A 22774-nucleotide genomic window follows, 5' to 3' on the forward strand; every position below is an offset into this window, starting at 1 on the left:
GCAGGCAGATTGCGTACGCGCCCTCATGCGACACGCCGCCCCCGATCGCGCGACACGCCCATTCCGGTTCGCGAACAACCAGTTACGACCTCCGGACAAATGCCGCCAAGAAGGCTCGAACGGCAACCCGTAGTCTTGTTTCGTGCCGATCACACATACGCTCGCGCGGCTGGCCGGCAGTTGCGTGCTGGCCTCCGTGCTCGTCGCCGGGTTGTTGTTCCCGCTCGCCGGCGGCTTCGGGTTCGTCTCCAACCGTGCCGCCGACGCCGTCGACAACGTCTCCTCGGAGCTGGTCGAGGGCACGGCGCCCGCGGTCTCGACCATGGTCGACGCGGCGGGCAATCCGATCGCCTGGCTGTACGAGCAGCGCAGATTCGAGGTCCCCAGCGACCGGATCTCCAACGACATGAAACTCGCGATCGTGTCCATCGAGGACCGTCGCTTCGCCGACCACGAGGGCGTCGACTGGCAGGGCACGCTGCGCGCGTTCCTCACCAACAGCGCCAGCGGCGAGGTCCAGCAGGGCGCCTCGACACTGGATCAGCAGTACGTGAAGAACTTCCAGCTACTGGTGGTGGCCAAGACCGACGCCGAGCGCCGCGCCGCCATCGAGACCACTCCGGCCCGCAAGATCCGGGAGATCCGGATGGCGCTCACGCTGGACCGGGAGCTGACCAAGGACGAGATCCTCACCAGGTACCTCAACCTCGTCCCGTTCGGTAACTCGTCCTACGGCATCCAGGACGCCGCGAAGACCTACTTCGGCGTCGACGCGGCCGATCTGAACGTCTCACAGGCCGCGATGCTGGCGGGCATGGTGCAGAGCTCGTCCAAGCTGAATCCCTACACCAACCCGGACGGCGTGCTGGCCAGGCGCAACACGGTGCTGGACACGATGATCCAGAACATTCCCAGCCGCGCCGAGGAGTTCCGCGAGGCGAAGACCAAGCCGCTGGGCGTGCTGCCGGAGCCCAAGGGCCTGCCGCGCGGCTGCATCGCGGCCAACGACCGCGGCTTCTTCTGCGACTACGCGCTGCAGTACCTGGCCAACGCCGGCATCAGCCGCGAACAGATCGAGAAGGGTGGCTACCTGATCAGGACCACCCTCGATCCCGCCGTGCAGGACTCGGTGAAACGAGCGGTGACCGACGCGGCGAACCCGAACCTGGACAACATCGCGGAGGTCATGTCCGTGGTCGCGCCGGGCCAGGACACGCATCCGGTGCTCGCGATGGCCAGCAGCCGCACCTACGGCCTGAACCGGGACGCCAACGAGACCGTGCAGCCGCAGCCGTACTCCATGGTCGGCGACGGCGCGGGCTCCATCTTCAAGATCTTCACCACCGCCGCGGCCATGGAGAAGGGCCTCGGCATCGATGCCCAGCTGGAGGTGCCTGGGCGGTTCGAGGCCAAGGGCATGGGTAACGGTGGCGCCCGCGGGTGCCCGGCCGCCACCTACTGCGTGGAGAACGCGGGCCGGTACAAGTCGCCCATGTCGGTGACCGAGGCGCTGGCCACCTCGCCGAACACCGCGTTCGTCAAGTTGATCCAGGCCGTCGGGGTCACCCCCACCGTCGACATGGCCGTCCGGCTCGGCATGCGCTCGTTCACCGAAGCGGGCACCTCGGGCCACGGCAACCAGAGCCTGGCGGACATGATCAAGGACCAGAACCTCGGCTCGTTCACCCTCGGCCCCGTCGCGATCAACCCGCTGGAGCTGTCCAACGTGGCCGCGACGCTGGGTTCCGGCGGCCGGTGGTGCCCGCCGAACCCGATCAAGGAGGTCATCGACCGCGAGGGCAAGCAGGTGCCGCTGACCCAGCAGGCCTGCGAGCAGGTGGTCGAGCCCGGTCTGGCGAACACGCTGGCCAACGCGATGAGCAAAGACGACACTTCGGGCACGGCGGCGGCCGCGGCCCAGTCGGTGGGTTGGAATTTCCCGATGTCGGGCAAGACCGGTACGACCGAGAGCCACCGCTCCTCGGCCTTCCTCGGCTTCACGAACGCACTGGCCGCCGCGGTCTACGCCTACGGCGACAGCCCCACCCCCGGCGAGATCTGCTCGTTCCCGCTGCGCAACTGCGGCGACGGCAACCTGTTCGGCGGTAACGAGCCAGCCCGCACCTGGTTCAACGCGATCAAACCGGTGATACCGCTGTTCCCGCCGCCCGGGTTGCCCCCGCTGGACGACAAGTACGTGCGCGGCGCGAACAACGCGCAGGTGCCCGATGTCGTCGGCAAGACCCAGGGCGAGGCCACCGCGGCGCTGGTGGCCGCCGGCTTCCAGGTGTCGCCGGTGACCGGGGCAGGCGATCGCCCCAAGGGCACCGTGATGGGCACCGCGCCGAACGGGTCGGCGATCCCCGGCTCGGTGATCACGCTGTACATCAGCGACGGCACCGTCCGGGCCGCGCCGCCGCCCGGGCCGCCCGCCCCGCCGCCGGGCATCCCGGGACTGCCGCTACCGCCGCAGCTGCCACCGATCCCGATTCCGATCCCGATCCCGCGCTGACAGGAGAAAGGGGCCGCGAACCACACGGTTCGCGGCCCCTTTTCTCGTCGCGGTCCTACAGCCGCGCCTTCACTGCGGCCGAAATGCGCGAGCCGTCGGCCTTGCCCGCGGCGAGCCCGGTGGCGATCTTCATGACCTGCCCCATCTGGCGCATGCCGGGACGCTCGCCGATCTCCTCGGCGACCTGTGCGATGGCGGTGTCGGCGAGGTCGGCGACTTCGGCGTCGGTCAACTGGGTCGGCAGATACTCGTCGATGACGCGCGCCTCGGCGTGCTCGTTCGCCGCCAATTCGCCGCGCCCGGCCTGCGTGTATACCTCGGCGGATTCGCTGCGCTTCTTCGACTCCTTCTGCAGCACGGAGACGACCTCGGCGTCGGTGAGCTCACGCGCCTGGGTGCCGGCGACCTCGGCGGTCTGGATCGCCGACAGCAACATCCGCAACGTGGAAAGGCGCAGCGTGTCCTTGGCTTTCATCGCGGCGGTGAGATCCGCTCGCAGCTGCGATTTGAGTTCCGACATGCCGATCACGGTAGCGGCTCCGGGGCGGTGGTCCCACTACATTTGCCGCGCGGCCCGATTTCCCGCCGAGAAAAGGGCGCTTGTGCGGAAACACACTCGGCGCTCCTGAGCGAGGTCACCTATGCTGGGCAAATGCCCGTGATCTCGACCTCTGCTGTACGCACGACCGCGCTGGGAGCCGCCGGGGCCGCGGTGGCCGGAATCGGCTACGCCTCGCTGGTCGAACGCAACGCCTTCGTCCTACGGGAGGCGACCATGCCTGTGCTGGCGCCGGGGTCGTCGTCGCTGCGGGTGCTCCACCTCAGTGACCTGCACATGACGCCCGGGCAGAAGCTCAAGCAGCAGTGGCTGCGGGAACTGGACCGGCTGGAGCCGGACCTGGTGATCAACACCGGCGACAATCTCTCGCACCAGAAGTCGGTGCCCGCGGTGGTCCAGGCCCTCGGCGGATTGCTCTCCCGCCCGGGGCTTTTCGTTTTCGGCAGCAACGACTATTTCGCGCCGGTGGCGAAGAACCCGCTGAAGTACTTCAAGAAGGACCACCGCCGCACCTACGGCGCTCCGCTGCCGTGGAAAGACCTGCGCGCGGCCTTCACCGAGCGCGGCTGGCTCGACCTGACGCACGTGCGCCGCGACCTCGAGGTGGCCGGTATCCGCATCGCCACCGCCGGCGTCGACGACCCGCACCTGCAGCGCGACCGGTACGACACCGTCGCGGGCGCCCCGAACCCGCTGGCCGATCTGCGGCTCGGCCTCACCCACTCCCCCGAGCCCCGAGTGCTGGACCGCTTCGCCGAGGACGGGTACGACCTGGTGCTGGCCGGGCACACCCATGGCGGCCAGTTGTGCCTGCCCGGCTACGGCGCGCTGGTCACCAACTGCGGAATCGACCGGTCCCGGGTGAAGGGTTCCTCGAAGTGGGGCGAGCACACCCGGTTGCACGTCTCCGCGGGTGTCGGCACCTCCCCGTGGGCGCCGTACCGCTTCTGCTGCCGTCCGGAGGCGACCTTGTTGACGCTGGTCGCCGCGCCGCCGAAGCGACCGGGAGCCGACACGGGCCACGGAGTGTCGGCATCGGAGGCCGTCGCCCGCTAAGGTCCCCTGCCGAGACGTGTGGCAGGTAGGGGACAACTGTGAGTGGATTCGACGACCGGCGCGACGACCCGACGATCATGGGACGGCCCGCCGGGCCGCCGGATCCTCGGCAACAGCCCTTCCGCGCACCGCATTCCGTGTTTCCTCCGGCGGGAGACGATGCCGGCGCCCGGCCAGCGGAGGCAGGAGCCGATAGCCCCCAAGAGTGGTCCCCCTGGCAACCGGGCGGATACGACGAACCCGCACGCCCGCCTGTCACACCTTGGCAGCGGGGCGCACCGGAGCAGCCGACCTCGAACGGGCCCGCCCAGATGTCCCCGTGGCAACCGGGAGCCGCGACAGGTGACGGCGGCGAGCCGCTGAATCCGGGGCAGGCCGACCCCGCCACGCAGTGGCAGCCGAACCGAGAGCCCGCCCCGACCCTCCAATGGCAACCCGGCGGCCAGAGCGACCCACCGACATCTCGGCTGTCGGACGGCGACTCGGGCTCGCACCCGCCCACACCGGCCGAGCCGACCGTGCTCGCCGAGTGGGTCAGCCGACGGCCGGGGACCCCGGGCCGCGACGATCCCACCAGGTCCGCCCCATCCCTCGGGCAGACGCCCTCCGACCAGTGGCCCCCGCAGACCTCGCCGGATCTCGTCCACGGGCGCAACGATCCGACGATGCTCGGACAGCCGCTCGGCGCACTCGACCAGCCCGCCCCCTTCGGCAACCGGATGCCGGGCCCCGGTGGCCAGGCGCCGCCCCAGCTCGGCTATCCGGGCGCCGATCCGTTCGGTCAGCCGGTCCAGGCTTCGCAGTGGCAACCCGCAGGCGGCCCGGTGCAGTACGGCACCCCGCCGGATGGCCGGTATCAGCCCGGCTACGGCCCGCAAGGCGGATTCGGAGGACCACCACCGAACCCTCCGAAGGGGAGCGGCCGAGGAAAGCTCGTGCTGTCCGCCGGCCTGGCGGTGCTGCTGGTGGCCGGTCTCGTGGCCGGGGTAGTAGCCCTGAGCACGATGAAGACGGACGATGACTCCGCTCGGGACACCGCTCCTTCGATGGTGAACGCCCTCACCACCACGACGGTGGACGCGCCTGCCCGGACCACGACCAAAGCGGCCCCCACGACGACCGCGCGGGGCTCCGGTGACAAGACACCGGTGATCCCCGGATACCAGGTCGTCAAAGCACCCGACAGCGGCGCCGCATACGACGTGCCCGGCGACTGGACGATCGCGCCGCAAGGCACCATCGGCGGCTTCGGCGAGCCCCCGAACGCCGTCGCGGGTAAAGGCCTGGCCAGCGAGGGCAAGGGCTACTGCCCCGGATCGACCCGCACCGTCGCTTTCCTCACCGGCTCGGGGACCTCCGACCCGGGAAAGGCAGCCACCGAACTCGGCGTCAAGACCGCCACACTCGCCTATAAGGCGACGCCCGGCGGCACACCCGCTCTGCCCATGCCGCTGGCTTCGCTGGACGGCTCGCAGCACGGCATGTTCGTGGAGACCAAGGGCACCGTCACCGACGCCAAGCCCGGCTGCGCGAAGGCGTACTCCGTGTACACCGCGGCGTTCCCCAACGACAACGGGAACTTCGTCATGGTGATCGCCGCCGACACCGGCGTCCCGCACGCACTCGACGCCGACACCGCCAAGCGCATCTTCACCAGCATCCGTCCCCTCGCAGGCTGACTGACCTGCCGGTTTAACGTCTCGGGCCGCCCTGTTGTAAGCTACTCCAGGTCCACTTCACGGGGTGTGGCGCAGCTTGGTAGCGCGCTTCGTTCGGGACGAAGAGGTCGCAGGTTCAAATCCTGTCACCCCGACTCGTGGTTGAGACGACGGGAAGGCCCCTGACCGGTTCACGGTCGGGGGCCTTCCTCGTTATCGAGGACAGCGGTGGCGACGCCGATACCGGAGGGCAGCGAAAGCAGGGTCGAACGCAGGCCGCGACCGCATGGGGTTCGCCGTGACGACCCTCCTACCTGCGCCGACACCGCGTCGATCCGACGCCCGTAATGGCCGACGACCCGTTCACCGCCGCACAGCTATCCGCATTGGCCCGAATGCGTCAGTGCACCAGCAGCTTTCGTGAAGTGGCCCGATCCGGATGCGTAGGCTCGGCACTATGCACGCCTGCGCGCGACCGAACTTGGGGCTGCCCGTCCCGCGGGCATTGCGCCGCCCGCCATTGCCGACGAACCCGACACGATGACGGTCGGCGGTCCGTCGTAGGTTGGACGGCTGGTATGCGGGAATATCATCGCTGGAGCCTTATTTCCGCAATCGACGAAAGGTGGGCAGATGAGCAAGCCCGTCGATAGCGTGCCCGCGGACAAACCGCTGTCCGGGAAGACCGCCCTGGTTACGGCGGCCTACACCGGAATCGGCCGGTCGATCGCGAAAACGCTTGCCGCGCAGGGTGCACAGGTCGTGGTGCACCATCCGCACTTTCCCGAGCCCGCCGCGGAGGTGGTGAAGGAGATCACCGAGGCAGGCGGCTCGGCGCTGGCACTGGCGGCGGACATCGCCGATCGCGGCGAGTACGAGGAACTGGTGCAGGCGCTGCTCGACGAATGTGGCGGCTGGCACGTGCTGGTCAACACCGCGGCGGTACCGGAGTCCGAGCCGTTCCCGAAGCTCAGCTCGGAGGCGTTCGACAGCGCTTTCGCGGCGACGGTGAAGGGCGTGTTCCACGGCCTGCAGCTGGCCTTGCAGCATTTGGCCGACGAGGGCCGGATCATCACCGTCTGCGATCCCGCCGACCCGGGCAGCGCGGTGCACGACGCGACGCGCGGCGCGGTCGAGCAGCTCGGCCAGGCGGTGGCCCCGGACTTCGTGCCGCGGCGGATCACCGTCAACACGGTCAGCTACGGCGTCGGCACCACCGACAACGTGGAACTCGAGACCGCCCTCGCCGCGCTCGAGCCGGCCGAGCCGGGCGCGGTGGTCGCCTATCTGGCCGGTGACGCGGCGAGCACGGTGAACGCGCAAGTGATCCGGCTCAAGGGCACCGGCGGCCGGTAGCCCGGCGGCGCACCCCCTCGTCCGCGGGCGCGCCGCCGCACGATCACGCGACGATCGTGCTGCCGTAGGTACTGAACCCCCGGCCAAGCGCCTGGCAGGTGAAGCTGCCGTGGAAACCGACCTGGCACGACGCACCGGCGTGTTCGATGATCGGACCCCACGGTCCCGAGCCGGTCTTCACGTCGTCGATGCGGGGATTGCCACCCGGCAGGGTATACGGCGTGCCCGGGTCGAAGGTGGGATGCGCGGGCAGCCAAGGCTGGTCGATCGCTATTTCGTTCACCGGCACCGGCACCGGCACATACGTGTCGCCGATGTAGTAGCTCATATACATGGGGGAGGCGAGATCGCATCCGAGCGAGCCGTTCGCGAAAATCGCGCAGTTCATGCTGCCCACCGAAAAGTAGACCGTGCCCGGGTCCGCTTGGGCGTTACCGGCCGCGAGGATCGGCGCCGCCGCCACCGCGGCGAGTGCTCCGGCGAACTTCGTGCTGCGCTTCATATCGTCTCCTTGTTGCTTCGCTGATGGACAACCGGCCCGATGACTCTGCTGAGTCTGTCGGCCGGGGACGGGATTCCGTTTCGCCGGGCCGCCACCGGCCGGTCGTCCGGACACATCCCCCCGCGCGGCGCGGTGAGCAGACGCTAACGCGGCGATAACTTACGGACACCCCATCGACATGCGAGGTCAATAGCGTATACAGCCATGTCGACACGGATAGCGACCTTGGCGGACGCGGCGGGCAAATCCCTACGCGACGTGGTGTACGCGGCACTGCGCAGCGAGCTCATGAACGGAGACATCAAGTTCGGCGAACGTCTGACCGAGCCGAAACTCTCCGCGCGATTCGGCATTTCGCGCACTCCGATCCGCGAAGCGCTGACCGTCCTGTGCTCGGACGGACTGCTGCAACGCGAAGAATACGGCTTCAGTCCGGTCCGGCCGAGCATCCCGCTGATCCGGGACCTGTACGAGTTGCGAATCACCCTGGAACTGGGCGGTCTTCAGCGCGCGATGACCAACCCCGCGGTCGCGCACGACCGTGAGCTGCTGGAATCCGAGCGCGCCGCCTGGCTGGAACTGCGCGCCGACCCTCCGGAACAGGAGCCCGGTTTCGTGGTGCGCGACGAGGAATTCCACGTCACGCTGCTCACCGCGGCGGGCAACACCGAGTTGGTGCGGGCGCTCAAAGCGGTGAATTCCCGCATCCGCCACGTGCGCATGTACGACTTCATGGTCAACAACCGGATCGAGACCACCATCGCCGAGCATCTGGGCATCCTCGACGCCGTGCTGGCGGACGATCTCCCGCTCGCGTATCGGCTGTTGCACACGCACATCGGTGAATCGCTGGACGTGGTGCTCGAACGGGTCACCCGCGCGATCGCGGCGATGTCGCTGGCCACGGATTAGCGGGGAGCGATAGTGGGACTGGAATTCGATGCGGTGCTCGTCGCGAACCGCGGCGAGATCGCGTGCCGCATCATGCGTACCGCCCGGGCACTCGGGCTGAAGACGGTCGCGGTGTACTCCGACGCGGATATCGGCGCGGCGCACGTCGAGATGGCCGACGTCGCCGTTCGTCTGGGTCCGGGCCCGGCCGCGGAGTCCTACTTGCGCGCCGACCTGGTGGTCGACGCGGCGCTGGCGACCGGGGCCGGGGCCATTCATCCCGGCTACGGATTCCTCTCGGAGAACGCGGAGTTCGCCACCGTGGTGGAGGAGGCGGGCATCGCGTTCGTCGGCCCCACTGCCGAGCAGCTGCGCGTCTTCGGCGACAAGCACACCGCCCGTACGGCGGCGCGTGCGGTCGGCGTACCGCTCATTCCGGGCAGTGGCCTGCTCGAAGCGGCCGATCACGCGGTGGCGGAGGCGGAGCGGATCGGCTTTCCCGTGATGCTCAAGGCGGTCGGCGGCGGTGGCGGCATCGGCATGCAGGCTTGCTTCGGCCCGGACGAGGTGCGCGCGGCCTACGAGCGCGTGCAGCGCATCGCGGCGGCGAACTTCGGTTCGGCGGGGGTCTTCCTGGAACGTTTCGTCGCGCGGGCCAGGCACGTCGAAGTGCAGTTGTTCGGTGACGGCCACGGCCGCGTCGTCAGCCTCGGCACCAGGGACTGCTCGCTGCAACGCCGCAACCAGAAGGTGATCGAGGAGGCGCCCGCGCCGGGACTCACCGCGCGACTGTCGGAGCGCCTGCTCGCCGCGTCCCGGGAACTCGCCCGCTCGGTCGGGTACCGCTCGGCCGGGACGGTGGAATTCGTCTACGACGCCGACAACGGCGCCGCGTCGTTCCTGGAGATGAACACCCGCTTGCAGGTGGAACATCCGGTCACCGAGGCGGTCACCGGCGTCGATCTGGTGGAGTGGATGCTGCGCCTGGCCGGCGGGGACACCTCGATGGTGGACGAACTGCCCGAGAGCGGTCCTGCGATCATCGGTCACGCGGTGGAGGCCCGCGTCTACGCGGAAGATCCCGGCCACGATTACCGCCCCAGCGCGGGCCTGATCACGGCCGCGTGCTTCCCGGACGACGTACGGGTGGACACGTGGGTCGATACCGGTTCGGAGGTCAGCCCGTATTACGACCCGTTGCTGGCGAAGGTGATCAGCGCGGGCGAGACCCGAGCGGACGCCTTCGCCGCACTGCGCACCGCGCTCGCCGCCACGCGGATCTACGGCGTGCAGACGAACCTGCCGCAGCTGCGCCAGGCCACGGCCGAAGGCCGGGTCCTGCGCACCGAGCACACCACCACAACGCTGGCCGAGATCCGGCCGGCCGGCCGACGCATCGACGTACTGCGCGGCGGGACCATGACCACGGTGCAGGACCACCCCGGTCGGATCGGCCTGTGGAACGTCGGCATTCCGCCGTCCGGCCCGATGGACGACCTCTCCTTCACCCTCGCCAACACCGCGGTCGGCAACCCGGCCGGGGCCCCCGCGCTCGAATGCACCCTGGAGGGCCCGCGATTGCGCTTCTCCGATATCACCGTCGTGTGCGTGACCGGTGCGCCTGCTCCGGTGACGGTGGACGGCCACTCGGTGTCCATGTGGGAGCCCGTCACGGTGGCCGCGGGCGCGGTGCTGGACATCGGCGCACCCACCGACACCGGCCTGCGCACCTATCTGGCGGTGCGCGGCGGCATCGACGCGCCGCTCTATCACGGCAGCGCGGCCACCTTCACCCTCGGCGGATTCGGCGGGGTGACCGGTAGCGCCGTAACCACCGGCGACGTGCTCGGCATCGCCCCGGCCGACGCGAGCGCACTCGGCCCACCCGCCGCGGTGCCGCCGGATGAGCGGCCCGGTTTCACCCACGAGTGGCAGCTCGCGGTAGGCGTCGGCCCGCAGACCTCCGCGTACTTCACCGACGCCGACATGATCCAGTTCTGCACGCACCCGTGGCGGGTCGGCAGCCACGCCAATCGCACCGGCATCCGCTTGGAGGGCCCGAAACCGGCCTGGTCGCGCACCGATGGCGGCGAGGCCGGGCTGCACCCGTCCAACCTGCACGACAACCCCTACAGCGTGGGCGCGCTGAACGTCTCCGGTGACACGCCCATCCTGCTCGGGCCCGACGGCCCGAGCCTCGGCGGATTCGCCTGTCCGCTGACGGTGGTGTCCGCGCATCGCTGGCGGATGGGACAGTTGCGTCCCGGCGACTCGGTGCGGTTCGTGCCGGTCGACGACGACAAGGCGGCCGCGTTGCGTTCGTCCGGTGGCGGTCGCGTGCCGGAGCTGATCCCCGATGCTGCCGCGGCCCTGCGTGATCGCGGTGTTCTCGGCGGACTCGAGGCGGCGGGGGACCGTCCGCGGGTGCGTTACCTGCGCGCCGGGGACGACAACGTCCTGGTCGAATACGGCGAGATGGTGCTCGATCTCGGGCTGCGCATGCGGGTGCACGCGCTGGCCGAAAGCCTCGCGGGCGTCCGGCTGCCCGGCATTCTCGACGTGACGCCCGGCGTCCGGTCCCTGCACATCCACTTCGACCCCGCGGTGCTGCCGCTGTATCGGCTGCTCGGCACGTTGACCGAACTCGAACTCGAGCTGCCCGCCACGACCGACCTGGTGGTGCCGAGCCGCACCATCCGGTTACCGCTGTCGTTCGACGACCCGTCCATCGCCGAAGCCATCGACCGTTACCGCAGCGGTGTGCGCGACACCGCGCCATGGCTGCCGTCGAACATCGAGTTCATCCGCCGTATCAACGGGCTCGCCGACGTGGACGATGTACGCACCACCGTCTTCGACGCCGAGTATCTGGTGCTCGGACTCGGGGACGTATACCTCGGTGCGCCGCTGGCGGTTCCGCTGGATCCGCGGCACCGCCTGGTCACCACCAAATACAACCCGGCGCGCACCTGGACCCCGTCGGATGCCGTCGGCATCGGCGGCAAGTACCTGTGCGTCTACGGAATGGCCTCCCCGGGCGGCTATCAACTGATCGGCCGCACCGTGCCGATCTGGTCCAGCTACCGGCAGTCCGCGCCGTTCGAACCGGGGACGCCCTGGCTGTTCCGGTTCTTCGATCGCATCGTGTGGGAACCGGTCGGCGCGCAACAGTTGCTCGAGTACCGCCGCGCGGCCGAGGCGGGCAGATTCGACGCCGAGGTGAGCGAGGGCAGTTTCGCGCTCGCCGACCACCTGCGCCTGTTGCGCACCGAGGCCGACGCCATCGCCGAGTTCGAGGCCGGGCAGGCCGCCGCGTTCGAGGCGGAGAAGGAGGCGTGGCGCGCGGCGGGCGAATTCGAGCGCAGCGCCGTCGCGCCCGTCGCCGCGCCGATCGACGACCCGCTCGCCGGGCTGCCCGCCGACGCGACCGTGGTGGCGGCACCGATGATCGGCAATGTCTGGCGAGTGGAAGTCGAACCGGGTCAGCAGGTCGCGGCCGGTGCGCCGGTGGCCGTCCTGGAGGCGATGAAACTCGAATTACCCGTGCACAGCCCGAGCGCGGGCACCGTGCTGAAGGTACTGACCACACCCGGCGCCAAGGTGGAGCCGGGCACGCCACTGGTAGTGATCGGAGTCGACTGAATGCCCGCAGGCGTCCTAGGCAATACGGCGGCCGACCCCGTCGAACGCGTCGCGGCCGCCTATCGGCGGATCGCCGAGGTCGATCGGCCGGAGGTGTGGATCACCCTGCGACCGGAATCCGAGGTCGCCGCCGAAGCGGCCACCCTCGCGCGGCGGCTCGCCGCCGGAGAGTCCTTGCCGCTGGCCGGAGTTCTGGTGGCGGTGAAGGACAACATCGATGTGGCGGGCCTGCCGACCACCGCGGCCTGCCCGGAGTTCGCCTACCTGCCGGAGGTGACCGCGGCGGCGATCGAGCGCTTGCTCGCGGCCGGGGCGCTGGTGCTGGGAAAGACGAACCTGGATCAGTTCGCGACCGGGCTGGTCGGGACGCGCAGCCCGTACGGCGCGGTGCGCAACGCCCGTTATCCGGAGCTGGTGGCGGGCGGCTCCAGTTCCGGTTCCGCCGCCGCGGTGGCACTCGGCATCGCGGATATCGGCATCGGCACCGACACAGCCGGGTCCGGCCGCGTGCCCGCGGCACTGCACGGGATCGTCGGCATCAAGCCCACCTTGGGGGTGATCCCGGCGCATGGGACCGTGCCCGCCTGCGCCGATTACGACGCCGTCACGGTCTTCGCCGCCGACCTCGACTCGGCGGTGTCCGCGGCCGCGGTGATGGCGGGCCCCGAGCCGCGCGACCCGCGCAGCCGGACCTGGCCCGCCGACGTCCGGCTGGCCGCCCCGCTCGCGCCGCGCATCGCCGTGCCGCGCCCGGAGGACCTGACCGCCCTCGGCGAGCCGTATCGGGAAGCGTTCGCCCGCACCGTCGCCGACGTCGCCGATATCGGCGCGAAGACCGAGGAAATCGACATCTCCGTCCTGATCGACGCCGCGCTCTTGCTCTACGACGGTGCGCTCGTCGCCGAGCGTTATGCCGCGGTGGGCGCGTTCCTGGACACCGCTCCCGCGGGCGCCGACCCCACGGTCACCGCGATCATCGGCGCGGCGCGGGAGAAGACCGGCACGGCGTTCGCCGCCGATCTCGAGCGGCTGGCCCGGGCGAAGGCGACGGCCGCCGGACTGCTGCACGGCTTCGACGCACTGCTGCTGCCGACGACCACCGAACACCCCAGCATCGCGGCGGTGCGAGCCGATCCGATCGGAATCAACCGGCGGATGGGCACATACACCAATTTCTGCAATCTGCTGGACATGGCCGCCGTCGCCGTCCCCGGCGCGTCCACCGCCGACGGCGCGCCGTTCGGAGTCATGCTGGTCACCCTCGCCTTCGCCGATCAGGTGGCCGTCGACCTCGCCGCCCGCCTGCTCGGTTCGAAGAGCTCGCCGCTGCTGGTCGATCGCGGTGTCGACCTTGCCGTCTTCGGAGCACACCTGCGTGGGCAGCCGCTGCACTTCCAGCTCGAGCAACTCGGCGCCCGCTTTCTCGGCGAGATCCGGACCACCGACGCCTACCGGCTGACCGCTCTCGACACCACGCCGCCCAAGCCGGGACTGGTGCGGCACGGACCGGGCCGCGGCGCCCCGATCGAGGGAGAACTGTTCCGCGTCTCCGCCGCCGGATTGGGTGCGTTCCTCGCCGAGCTTCCCGCTCCCATGGCCCTGACCAGCATCGAACTCGCCGACGGCCGCGAGGTCGTCGGTTTCACCTGCACCTACGATGCCGCGAGCGCCGCTAGCGACATCACCCATCTGGCGAGCTGGCGCACCTACCTCCAACGTCGTTCCTAGGTCGCGCTTTTCACCGCTGGCCCATGGCCGCGAGGGCTCCTCGCCGCCATGGGCCATCGCTCTGTCCAGTGGTTAGACATTTGTGCTAGACAGTTGTGTCAGTCTGTGTTAGACATATGTCTAAGACATTTGGTCAATCCAGTGGGAGTCGAGGAAAATCATGAGCGCCAAATCCGTAAGCCAGCTCCGCGTGCTCGTCGCCGGCGGCGGCATCGGCGGCAATGCCGTTGCGCTGCAACTGCTCCGGTCCGGCATCCGGGCCACCGTCGTGGAGCGCGCCGCGGCGCCTCGGCCCGGCGGGCAGGCCGTCGACCTGCGCGGGCCCAGTCGCGAGGTGGCCGAGCGGATGGGCATGATGCCGGGCATCCGCGACTACCAGCTCGACGAGCGGGGCATGAAGTACGTCGACGACGCGGGCCGCGAGATCCTCCGCATGTCCGCCGAACTCTTCGACGGCAAGGGCGCGGTCGCCGAAATCGAGATCACCCGGGGGGATCTCAACCAGGTGCTGCTCGACCTGCTCGCCGCGGAGAGCGGCGTCGATTACCGGTACGGCGAGTGGATCACCGAGATCCGGCAGGACGACGCGGGCGTCGACGCCACGTTCGCCTCCGGCGCGACCGAGCGGTTCGACATCGTGATCGGCGCCGACGGGCTGCACTCCGCCACCCGCCGGATGGTCTTCGGCCCCGAGGAACAGTTCGCGACGTACCTGGGCGGATACATGTCGTTCTTCACGCTGCCGCGCCCGGAAGACCTGGAGCCGCACTGGTTCACGATGCATTCGCTGGTTGGCGCCACCGGGCTGGGCATGCGCCCCGACGCCGACCCGGCCACCTGCAAGGCGCTCGTCGTGATCCGCGCGGCCGCCGATCCCGCGCTGCGCCGGGATGTCGCCGCACAGCAGCAGTTCATCCGCGACCGCCTGGCCGGCGGCGGCTGGGAATCGGCTCGCATCGCGGCGGCCGTGTCCGAGGCGCCGGACTTCTACTTCGACGAGCTGGCCCGGATCGACATGCCGAGCTGGGTCGAGGGCCGAGTGGTCCTGCTCGGCGACGCGGGCTACTGCGGTTCACCGCTCACCGGCCAGGGAACCGCGATGGCGCTGGTGGGCGCGTACGTCCTCGCCGGTGAGCTGGCCGCGCACGCCGACAACCCCGGCCGGGGCCTGGCCCGCTACCAGGAAGTGCTGCGCCCCTTCGTGAAGACGGCCCAGCAGTTGCAGCCGGGCGGCCTGAACGCCATGACGCCCAAGTCTCGCTTCGGCATTCGCGCGGGCCACGCCCTCAGCAAGCTGATGATGTCGAAGGCGATGCGCCCGGTGATGATGCGGATGTTGAGCAAGACCGAGAGCTACGACCTGCCCGACTACTCGACCGCGACGGTCTGAGCCCACGCGCGGCGGGATCGCGCTTCGACCGGAGTCCCGCGCGGCTCCGGTCGACGACGTGCCGGATCAGGCGATCACCGTCCGGTCGTCGAGCAGGAACGGCAGCACGAAGTCGCGCAGCATCGCCCGTTCCTCGTCTTCCCCCGCACCGGGCAGCGTCAGCAACGACACCATCGCACGCACCACCCACCGACCGACGCGCTCGGCGGCGATGGCCGGCAGCCCGGGGCGGAATCCGGCGACGAAGTTCGTGGCCAGCGCGTCCACCACCCCCGCCGAATTCGCCAGCTGGGCAACGATGCCCGCGTTGGACGGTTCGAACCAGACCGCCAGATGCGGCGTTTTCCGTACCTCGGCGAGCAGCGCGGTCAACGTGTCGAGCAACTGCTCCCCCGGCTCCGCGCTCGCGGGCACCGCGCGGTCGCGCCAGACTCGCTCGATCAGCTGCCGCGCCTCCCGCCCCGCGAAGGCCACATACAGCGCCTGCCGATTCTCGAAGTAGCGATACAGCGTCGCCCTGGAACAGCCTGCGGCGTCGGCGACTTCGGCCATGCCGACCCCGCTGACGCCCTTGTCGATGAACAGCGCGCGCACCGCGTCGAGAATGCGCTCACCAGCCAGCTCGGTGCGGCCGTCGGCCAGCCAATCGCCACTCATGCCGTGTCCTCTCCTACGGTCCGGGTCGCGCCACCTCGCCGCTCAGCCCCTGCACCGGAACGGCACAGTAGTCGGCCTGCGAACGTACGGACCGCTCGCGTACTCGACCGCGTCGATGTCGACCACGTACTCGGGGAACCGATCGAGCAGCTCCTCGAGCGCGACCCTGGCCTGCATCCGCGCCGCCGCCGCACCGAGACAGTGGTGCGGCCCGTGCCCGAAGGTGAGGATGCGCTGCGGGTTCCGGTCGATGTCCAGTTCGGCGGCGTCCGCGCCGAACGCCCGCTCGTCGCGGTTGGCGGACCCGAACACCAGCAGTACTTTCCGCCCCGCTCGCACCGTTTTCCCGGCCAGTTCGACATCGCGCGTCGCGGTTCGCGCCAACCCTTGCACCGGCGAGGTGAGCCGGGCGAACTCCTCGATCGCGACGCGAATCCGGTCCGGCTCCGCGGCGAGCGCGGCGCGCTGGTCCGGGTGCTGTTGCAGCAGTTGCACGGCGCCGCCGAGCAGGCCCGTGGTGGTGTCGTTGCCGCCCGCGACCATGGTCCAGGCGTAGGCGAGGATTTGGATCAGCCCGCGCACGTCCGTGTCGTCGGCCGCCATTCCCGCCTGGACCAGCAGTGACACCGTGTCGTCGCCGGGATCGGAGCGCCTGCGTTCGATCAGCCCGGCGAAGTAACCCATCATCTCCGCCGACGCCGCCTGCGCCTTGGTGTTCGTCCGGTCGATGCTGCCCGCGACGACGGCGTCGGTCCACCCGTCGAACCTCGCCCGGTCCTGTTCGGGCACCCCGAGGTAGTACGCCACCACCATGCTCGGCAGCGGCTTGAACAGCTGCTCGACGATGTCACCGCCGCCCTGTGCCCCGAGGTGGTCGAGCCGGTCGCGCACGAACCGGCGGACCACCGGCTCGACTTCCCCGACCTGACGCGGGGTGAACCCGCGAGCGACCAGTTTGCGGAAGTCGGTGTGCTGCGGCGGGTCCTGCATCACGAGCGGGGGGTTGTCGGTCAGGCCGAGTTCGTCGAGTTCGCCGTATTCCACCGTCAGCCCGTCGCGAGAGGAATACGTTTCGCTGTCGCGTGCCGCCGCGTACACGTGCTCGTGCCGGGTGAGCACGTAGTAGTCGTTCTCCGGGCGCGATGCCGGTACGACGTGCTGCACCGGATCGTGCTCACGCAGCGCCCCGTACATCTCCCAAGGCGATGCCCAAGTGGGGCCGGAACGGAGTTCGAACACCGGGGCCGACCGATACGCAACGTTCACCATGTATCGACCGTAAGACAGAATCGCACATCTGTCTAGAACAGGTTCCAGAAGGCGGGCCGATCACCGTCGCGACCAGCCCAGCCGCACCTTCCCGCCGCGGACCCGGTGCCGCGCACTCATCGGTTACCTTCGGCAGCGGCAACCCACCGTGTCGTTGCCGGTCAGCTCCAGGAAGAGCCGGTGCGAGCGTCCGCTCCGCATCCGCGTCCACCGGGCCGGCCACCCCTCGTAGACCGGCCCGGCGGACACCACCCCCGAGGTCCGGCCTGTCACCCCTCGAGACAGGTCGTTCCCCGGTTCGCACCTTCGGTGCTGGGCTTGTTCCTCCCGCGAGACAAACAATGCAGGCCGGCGCTTGGCACGCACTTAAGAACACCTTGCAAGATCGAAACCGCAGGTGAGCGCACCTTTACCAAGCGGTGCCCGGCAAGCTCCTACCGCGCGGACCCGGATCGCGGGATGATGGTGACGAGTGCGCCGAACGATTGGGAGCGACGATGGAAACCGTGGTGGTCTGGATTCTGGCCAGCCTGCTGTACTGGTGGGGCCTGCTGTAGGTGTACGAACCTGGCCGCCCGAACCCGGCCAGGTCCACTACAGTCCCCGCTAGGTCCGGCGCACCGCGGCGACGGAAGCGCGCAGCCTGCGACGCCGATCGGTTCGATGAGGCGGGCGCCGTGGGTCACCGTAGACGTTCTACGGCTACCTTCGTCACTTCCACCAGCAAGTCGTTGTTCGCCTCGGCGTCCGCGTCGGACTTGCGGCTCATGATCGCGATCACGATCGGCGCCCGGCCACCCTCCGGCCAGACGATCGCGACGTCGTTGGCCGAGCCGTAGGAGCCGGTACCCGTCTTGTCGCCGGTCACCCAGTTCGCGGGCAACCCCGCGCGGATGCGTTCGCCGCCGGTGGTGTTCGCCTTCAGCCAGGCCACCAGCTGATCGCGTTCGGGCGCGCCGAGCGCGCCGCCCAGCGCCGAAGCGCGGTAGTCCGCCGCCAGCGCGGCGGGCGTGGTGGTGTCCCGCTCGTCACCGGGGATCGCGGTGTTGAGTTCCGTTTCCCAGCGGTCGAGCCTGCTCGCCGGATCGCCGAGCGTGCGAAGGAATGCCGTGAGCCCCTCAGGCCCGCCGATCTCGCGCAGCAACAGGTTGCCCGCGGTGTTGTCGCTCCGGGTGATCGCGGCCTCGGCCACTCGCGCCAGGGTCATCCCGTCGACCACTCCCGCACTGGTCACCGGCGAGTGCTCGACCAGCTCCGCTTCGTTGAACCGGATCACTCGATCGAAATATCCCGTGTCGAGCGGATGCGAGCGCAGCAGGGCGGCCGCCGCGAGCGCCTTGAAGGTGGACAGGAACGGGAAACGCTCGTCGGCGCGGTGGGTCACCGTCCTGCCGGTGCCGGTGTCCACCGCGAACAGCCCGATCTGCGCGCCGTAACGAGCCTCCAGGTCCGCCACGCTCGTGCTCGCGGCGGGACTCACTCGGACGCTGGATGTGATCGAACCCGGCTGCGCCGCATCCGTTCCCGTACCGCATCCGGCCAGCAGGGCCAATGCGGCGGCGAGCGCCACCCGGTGGCCGCGTGTCAGCCGAGACATGCCATCACTCTGGCACCCGGGCACCTACCGGGCAAACAGGATCGGCCGGACACGCCGAAGGCAGGTGCGCGCGATGACGCACACCTGCCTTCGATGCGGGCGCTCAGCCCTGCGAGCTGTCGTCGAGCCCGGCGCGCACGCCCTCCTCGACCCGCTTGCCGAGGTCGGCGTCCACGTTCTTCCAGTACTCGAAAACCCGGCCGAGCACCGGTTCCCGCACACCGCCGAGCACGTGGCCGACGATGTTGCGCACCAGCCGCTCGCGTTGCGCGTCGTCGAGCACCTCGCGGACCAGGGTGCCCGCCTGGGTGAAGTCACCGTCCTCGGCGTGCCGGAGGTAGCCTGCCCGCACGATGGCCGGGTCGAAGTCCCAGATGCCGCCGTCGGGCGCCCGTTCCGGGGCGGCGTGCGGCCCACCGAACGAATTCGGCGCGTACACCGGCACATTCGGCTCGTTGTAGTGGTACCGCATGGCGCCCTCCTTGGAGTAGGAGTTCACCTCCGCCGCCCTGGCCTGGTTCGGCGGCAACTGCGCGTAGTTCGTGCCGATGCGGTAGCGGTGCGCGTCCGCGTAGGCGAAGACGCGGCCGAGCAGCATCTTGTCCGGCGAGAAGCCGATGCCGGGAACCACATTCGACGGCTCGAACGCGGCCTGCTCGATATCGACGAAGTAGTTGCGCGGGTTGCGGTTCAGCGTCCACTTGCCGACCTCGAGCAAGGGGTAGTCCTTGTGCGACCACACCTTGGTCAGGTCGAACGGGTTGAACCGGTAGCCTTCCGCCTCCGCGACCGGCATGACCTGCACGTACACCGTCCAGCTCGGGAAGTCGCCGCGCTCGATCGCCTCCCACAGGTCCTTGCGGTGGTAATCGGCGTCCTCGCCCGCGATCCGGTCGGCGTCGGCCTGGGGCAGGTATTCGACGCCCTGATCGGTCTTGAAGTGGTACTTGACCCAGAAGCGCTCGCCCGCGGCATTGATCCACTGATAGGTGTGCGATCCGTAGCCGTTCATGTGCCGGTAGGTCTTCGGGATGCCGCGATCGCCCATCAGCCAGGTCACCTGGTGCGCGCTCTCCGGGCGCAGGGTCCAGAAATCCCACTGCATGTTGTGATCGCGAAGACCGTTGCCGGGCAGGCGCTTCTGCGACCGGATGAAGTCGGGGAACTTGATCGGGTCCTTGATGAAGAAGATGGGCGTGTTGTTGCCGACGAGGTCGTAGTTGCCGTCCTCGGTGTAGAACTTCACCGCGAATCCGCGCGGGTCACGCCAGGTATCCGGGCTGCCCTGTTCACCGGCCACGGTGGAGAATCGCGCCAGCGACTCCGTGCGTGCGCCGGGCTGGAACAGTTTCGCCTTGGTGTACCTGCTGACGTCGTTGGTCACGACCAGTTCGCCGTAAGCACCGGCGCCTTTGGCGTGCACGATGCGTTCCGGCACCCGTTCCCGGTTGAACTGGGCGAGCTTCTCGATGAGGTAGTGGTCGTGCAGCAGGATCGGGCCTTGCGCGCCCGCGGTGAGCGATTCGTCGTCGCTCTCTACCGGGATACCGGTGTTCGTGGTGGTCGGCTTGGTCATCGGACTCCTCGGCTGGTGAACATCGTCCCGGGAGTGCTACCCAGGGTGGCAAGGGGCGGACCGCTACTCGGAACGGCAGGTCGGGCACAGCCCCCAGAAGACGACCTCGGCTTCATCGACCACGAATCCGTGAGCCTCCGAAGGGGCCAGACATGGGGCTTCGCCCACGGCGCAGTCGACATCCGCGACCGCACCGCAGCTTCGGCACACCAGATGGTGGTGGTTGTCACCGATCCGGGTCTCGTATCGCGCGGACGAGCCCGCGGGCTCGATCCGCCGCAGGATCCCGGCGCGCACGCAAGCGCGCAAGACGTCGTAGACAGCCTGCGTGGACACCGAGCCCAGCGCGTCCCGGACGGTGGCGGCCACCGTGTCGGCATCCGAATGCGGCCGCGCGGCAACCGCGTCAAGCACCGCGATCCGCGGGGCGGTGACCCGCAAACCCGCTGCTCGCAGCCACTCACGTGGGTCGGCGCCGTTGGTGTGCATGCTTCGATTCTGGCTCTTTTCTGGAATAAGTCAAGAAAATAATCTGGAACCATTCAAGAAAGGTTTTCGGCCCGAAGACCGCGTCTACCAGCCGCGACTCGCCGAGCACGACCTCGAACACGACCGCCCCGAAGTGGCCGACGTCACAAATCTGCCCCGGAATAGCTTGCGGGAGCCGGTGGTTGAACCCCCTGTCGGCGTCCGGACAGCCCCGGGCCGCACCCCTTTTGTCGCTACGAGCGACCACCCGCCGAGAGGCGCTTGTGGGACGTCGACACCCACCGCCGGCGTCCGGACAGCCCCGGGCCGCACCCCTTTTGTCGCTACGAGCGACCACCCGCCGAGAGGCGCTTGTGGGACGTCGACGGTTGTGACACCGATATGGTGTCCGAGCTCGCGGCGCCGCCGGATTCCTCGCGAATCCGGCGGCGTTGTCATTTCCGACCACATCGGTCGAGTCGCACCTGAGCGGGAGGCTTCTCGCGTTTCGCCGCAGCCATGTGCCACCGACGGAGTTCTTCACCGAGTCGTACTCGCTCTGCGGCGGCGGGGGCGATGCGGGAGGATGCCCTTCATGGCGTCGCAGGACGGGACCTTGCACCGCAGGCTCGGACTAACCGATTCGGTGGTCATCGGGTTGGGGGCGATGGTGGGGGCGGGGATATTCGCGGCGCTGGCGCCCGCGGCTGCTTCGGCAGGGAGTTGGTTGCCGGTGGCGCTCGCGGTGGCGGCGGTGCTGGCGTACTGCAATGCGACGTCGTCGGCACGGCTCGCGGCGCGGTATCCCGTGTCCGGTGGAACGTATGTCTACGGGCGGGAGCGGCTCGGGCCGTTCTGGGGATATCTCGCGGGGTGGGGATTCGTCGCGGGCAAGTCCGCCTCGTGTGCGGCGATGGCGCTGACCGTCGGTAGCTACGCCTGGCCCCAGCAGGCGCATGCCGTGGCGGTGGGGGCGGTGGTGGCGATCACCGCCGTCAACTACACCGGGGTGCAGAAGTCGGCGTTCGTGACCCGGGTGCTCGTCGCGGTGGTGCTCGCGGTGCTGGCCATCGTCATCGTGATCGGGCTGGCGGGAACGCACTCGGCGGCAACCGCCTTGCCCGACCGGATCGGCCCGCGCGAGGTGCTCACGGCGGCGGGGTTGCTGTTCTTCGCGTTCGCGGGGTACGCCCGCATCGCCACGCTCGGCGAGGAGGTACGCGAACCGCGACGCACCATTCCCCGAGCCGTCATGATCGCGCTCGGACTCACCCTCGTGGTCTACGCGCTGGTGGCGGTCGCGGCGCTGAGCGTGCTCGGCTCCGCCGGACTGGCCCAGGCCACCGATCCACTGGCGCGAGTGGTCGATGCGGCAGGCGTCCCCGCGGCCGCTCCGGTGGTGCGGATCGGCGCGGTACTCGCGGCGACCGGATCACTGCTCGCGTTGATCCTCGGCGTGTCACGCACGGTGCTCGCCATGGCGCGGGACCGTTATCTGCCGGGCGCGCTGGCCGCCGTGCATCCGCGGTTCGGGGTGCCGCACCGCGCGGAACTGGTGGTCGGCGCGATGGTCGCCGTGGTCGCCGCGCTGTTCGATCTGCGCGCGGCCATCGGATTCTCCTCGTTCACCGTGCTCTTCTACTACTTGATCGCCAACATCTCCGCCGCCACCCTGACCACCGAGGAGAACCGCCCGCCCTGGTGGGTCCCCGTGGTCGGCGCGGTGGGCTGCGTCGTCGTCGGGTTCTCCCTGCCCCTCGGCTCCGTGCTCGCCGGGCTCGGTGCGCTGGCACTCGGCACCGCGTTGTATGGCCTGGCCAGGCGCTCCCGCCGATGACGCCCGGCCGTCGCGGCACAGACCCCGGCTGAGACCGCACGTGCTCCGCAGGCCGATAGCGCCCGCGCGTCCCCGA

At 69.5% G+C, this 22774-nt stretch carries 17 protein-coding genes and 1 tRNA gene; 11 read left to right on the forward strand and 7 right to left on the reverse strand.

The genetic code is table 11. The annotated features are described in order from the left end of the window. Positions 1 to 142 precede the first annotated feature (142 nt). Positions 143 to 2512, forward strand: a complete 2370-nt coding sequence (locus tag ACZ6DL_RS33765) for a penicillin-binding protein (protein ID WP_393240489.1) — start codon at positions 143 to 145, stop codon at positions 2510 to 2512. A 55-nt stretch (positions 2513 to 2567) separates the two neighbouring features. Here ACZ6DL_RS33765 and ACZ6DL_RS33770 read toward each other — a convergent pair whose 3' ends face one another. Then, positions 2568 to 3032, reverse strand: a complete 465-nt coding sequence (locus tag ACZ6DL_RS33770; protein ID WP_393240492.1) for a GatB/YqeY domain-containing protein — start codon at positions 3030 to 3032, stop codon at positions 2568 to 2570. Positions 3033 to 3164: 132 nt separating this feature from the next. Between ACZ6DL_RS33770 and ACZ6DL_RS33775 the strand changes: the two genes are divergently transcribed. The 4 genes from ACZ6DL_RS33775 (at position 3165) to ACZ6DL_RS33790 (ending at position 7141) form a co-directional block, all read left to right on the forward strand. After that, entirely contained in the window at positions 3165 to 4127 is a 963-nt protein-coding gene (locus ACZ6DL_RS33775; protein ID WP_062972244.1) for a metallophosphoesterase, read from the forward strand. A gap of 311 nt (positions 4128 to 4438) precedes the next feature. Then, the gene (locus tag ACZ6DL_RS33780; RefSeq protein WP_466057276.1) at positions 4439 to 5806 is read left to right on the forward strand and encodes a DUF8017 domain-containing protein; all 1368 of its coding nucleotides are present in this window, start codon (positions 4439 to 4441) and stop codon (positions 5804 to 5806) included. Between the two features lie 60 nt (positions 5807 to 5866). Further along, positions 5867 to 5940, forward strand: a tRNA-Pro gene (locus tag ACZ6DL_RS33785). 478 nt (positions 5941 to 6418) lie between these two features. Continuing rightward, the gene (locus tag ACZ6DL_RS33790; RefSeq protein ID WP_466057278.1) at positions 6419 to 7141 is read left to right on the forward strand and encodes an SDR family NAD(P)-dependent oxidoreductase; all 723 of its coding nucleotides are present in this window, start codon (positions 6419 to 6421) and stop codon (positions 7139 to 7141) included. A gap of 43 nt (positions 7142 to 7184) precedes the next feature. On the opposite strand, the gene ACZ6DL_RS33795 is transcribed toward ACZ6DL_RS33790, so the two are convergent. After that, on the reverse strand, positions 7185 to 7643 hold the full coding sequence (locus ACZ6DL_RS33795) for a hypothetical protein (RefSeq protein ID WP_466057280.1): 459 nt from the start codon (positions 7641 to 7643) through the stop codon (positions 7185 to 7187). A 204-nt stretch (positions 7644 to 7847) separates the two neighbouring features. Between ACZ6DL_RS33795 and ACZ6DL_RS33800 the strand changes: the two genes are divergently transcribed. The 4 genes from ACZ6DL_RS33800 (at position 7848) to ACZ6DL_RS33815 (ending at position 15294) form a co-directional block, all read left to right on the forward strand. Then, positions 7848 to 8555, forward strand: a complete 708-nt coding sequence (locus ACZ6DL_RS33800; RefSeq protein ID WP_466057282.1) for a GntR family transcriptional regulator — start codon at positions 7848 to 7850, stop codon at positions 8553 to 8555. Positions 8556 to 8627: 72 nt separating this feature from the next. Next, positions 8628 to 12176: an urea carboxylase gene (gene uca / locus ACZ6DL_RS33805; RefSeq protein ID WP_466057408.1), complete on the forward strand. Its 3549-nt coding sequence runs from the start codon at positions 8628 to 8630 to the stop codon at positions 12174 to 12176. Beyond that, positions 12177 to 13904 (forward strand): allophanate hydrolase, encoded by a 1728-nt coding sequence (gene atzF, locus ACZ6DL_RS33810; protein WP_466057284.1) that lies wholly within the window; start codon positions 12177 to 12179, stop codon positions 13902 to 13904. Between the two features lie 160 nt (positions 13905 to 14064). Then, complete coding sequence (locus ACZ6DL_RS33815; RefSeq protein ID WP_466057286.1) at positions 14065 to 15294, forward strand: FAD-dependent monooxygenase; 1230 nt, start codon at positions 14065 to 14067, stop codon at positions 15292 to 15294. Between the two features lie 66 nt (positions 15295 to 15360). Here ACZ6DL_RS33815 and ACZ6DL_RS33820 read toward each other — a convergent pair whose 3' ends face one another. Both ACZ6DL_RS33820 and ACZ6DL_RS33825 read right to left on the reverse strand, forming a co-directional pair. After that, positions 15361 to 15951 (reverse strand): TetR/AcrR family transcriptional regulator, encoded by a 591-nt coding sequence (locus ACZ6DL_RS33820; RefSeq protein ID WP_466057288.1) that lies wholly within the window; start codon positions 15949 to 15951, stop codon positions 15361 to 15363. 42 nt (positions 15952 to 15993) lie between these two features. Further along, positions 15994 to 17220 carry a cytochrome P450 gene (locus tag ACZ6DL_RS33825; RefSeq protein WP_466057290.1) on the reverse strand — a complete coding sequence of 409 codons (1227 nt, stop codon included), beginning with the start codon at positions 17218 to 17220 and terminating at the stop codon, positions 15994 to 15996. Positions 17221 to 17639: 419 nt separating this feature from the next. On the opposite strand from ACZ6DL_RS33825, the gene ACZ6DL_RS33830 reads away from it, so the two are divergent. Then, positions 17640 to 17777: a hypothetical protein gene (locus tag ACZ6DL_RS33830; protein WP_466057292.1), complete on the forward strand. Its 138-nt coding sequence runs from the start codon at positions 17640 to 17642 to the stop codon at positions 17775 to 17777. Between the two features lie 125 nt (positions 17778 to 17902). On the opposite strand, the gene bla is transcribed toward ACZ6DL_RS33830, so the two are convergent. The 3 genes from bla to ACZ6DL_RS33845 form a co-directional block, all read right to left on the reverse strand. Beyond that, complete coding sequence (gene bla, locus ACZ6DL_RS33835; protein WP_466057294.1) at positions 17903 to 18817, reverse strand: class A beta-lactamase; 915 nt, start codon at positions 18815 to 18817, stop codon at positions 17903 to 17905. 103 nt (positions 18818 to 18920) lie between these two features. Next, positions 18921 to 20393, reverse strand: coding sequence for a catalase (locus tag ACZ6DL_RS33840; RefSeq protein WP_466057296.1), 1473 nt, complete (start codon positions 20391 to 20393; stop codon positions 18921 to 18923). A gap of 63 nt (positions 20394 to 20456) precedes the next feature. After that, positions 20457 to 20882: a Fur family transcriptional regulator gene (locus tag ACZ6DL_RS33845; RefSeq protein ID WP_466057298.1), complete on the reverse strand. Its 426-nt coding sequence runs from the start codon at positions 20880 to 20882 to the stop codon at positions 20457 to 20459. Between the two features lie 574 nt (positions 20883 to 21456). On the opposite strand from ACZ6DL_RS33845, the gene ACZ6DL_RS33850 reads away from it, so the two are divergent. Then, on the forward strand, positions 21457 to 22698 hold the full coding sequence (locus ACZ6DL_RS33850) for an APC family permease (protein WP_466057300.1): 1242 nt from the start codon (positions 21457 to 21459) through the stop codon (positions 22696 to 22698). Positions 22699 to 22774 lie beyond the last annotated feature (76 nt).

This window comes from Nocardia sp. NPDC041819, assembly GCF_055590505.1.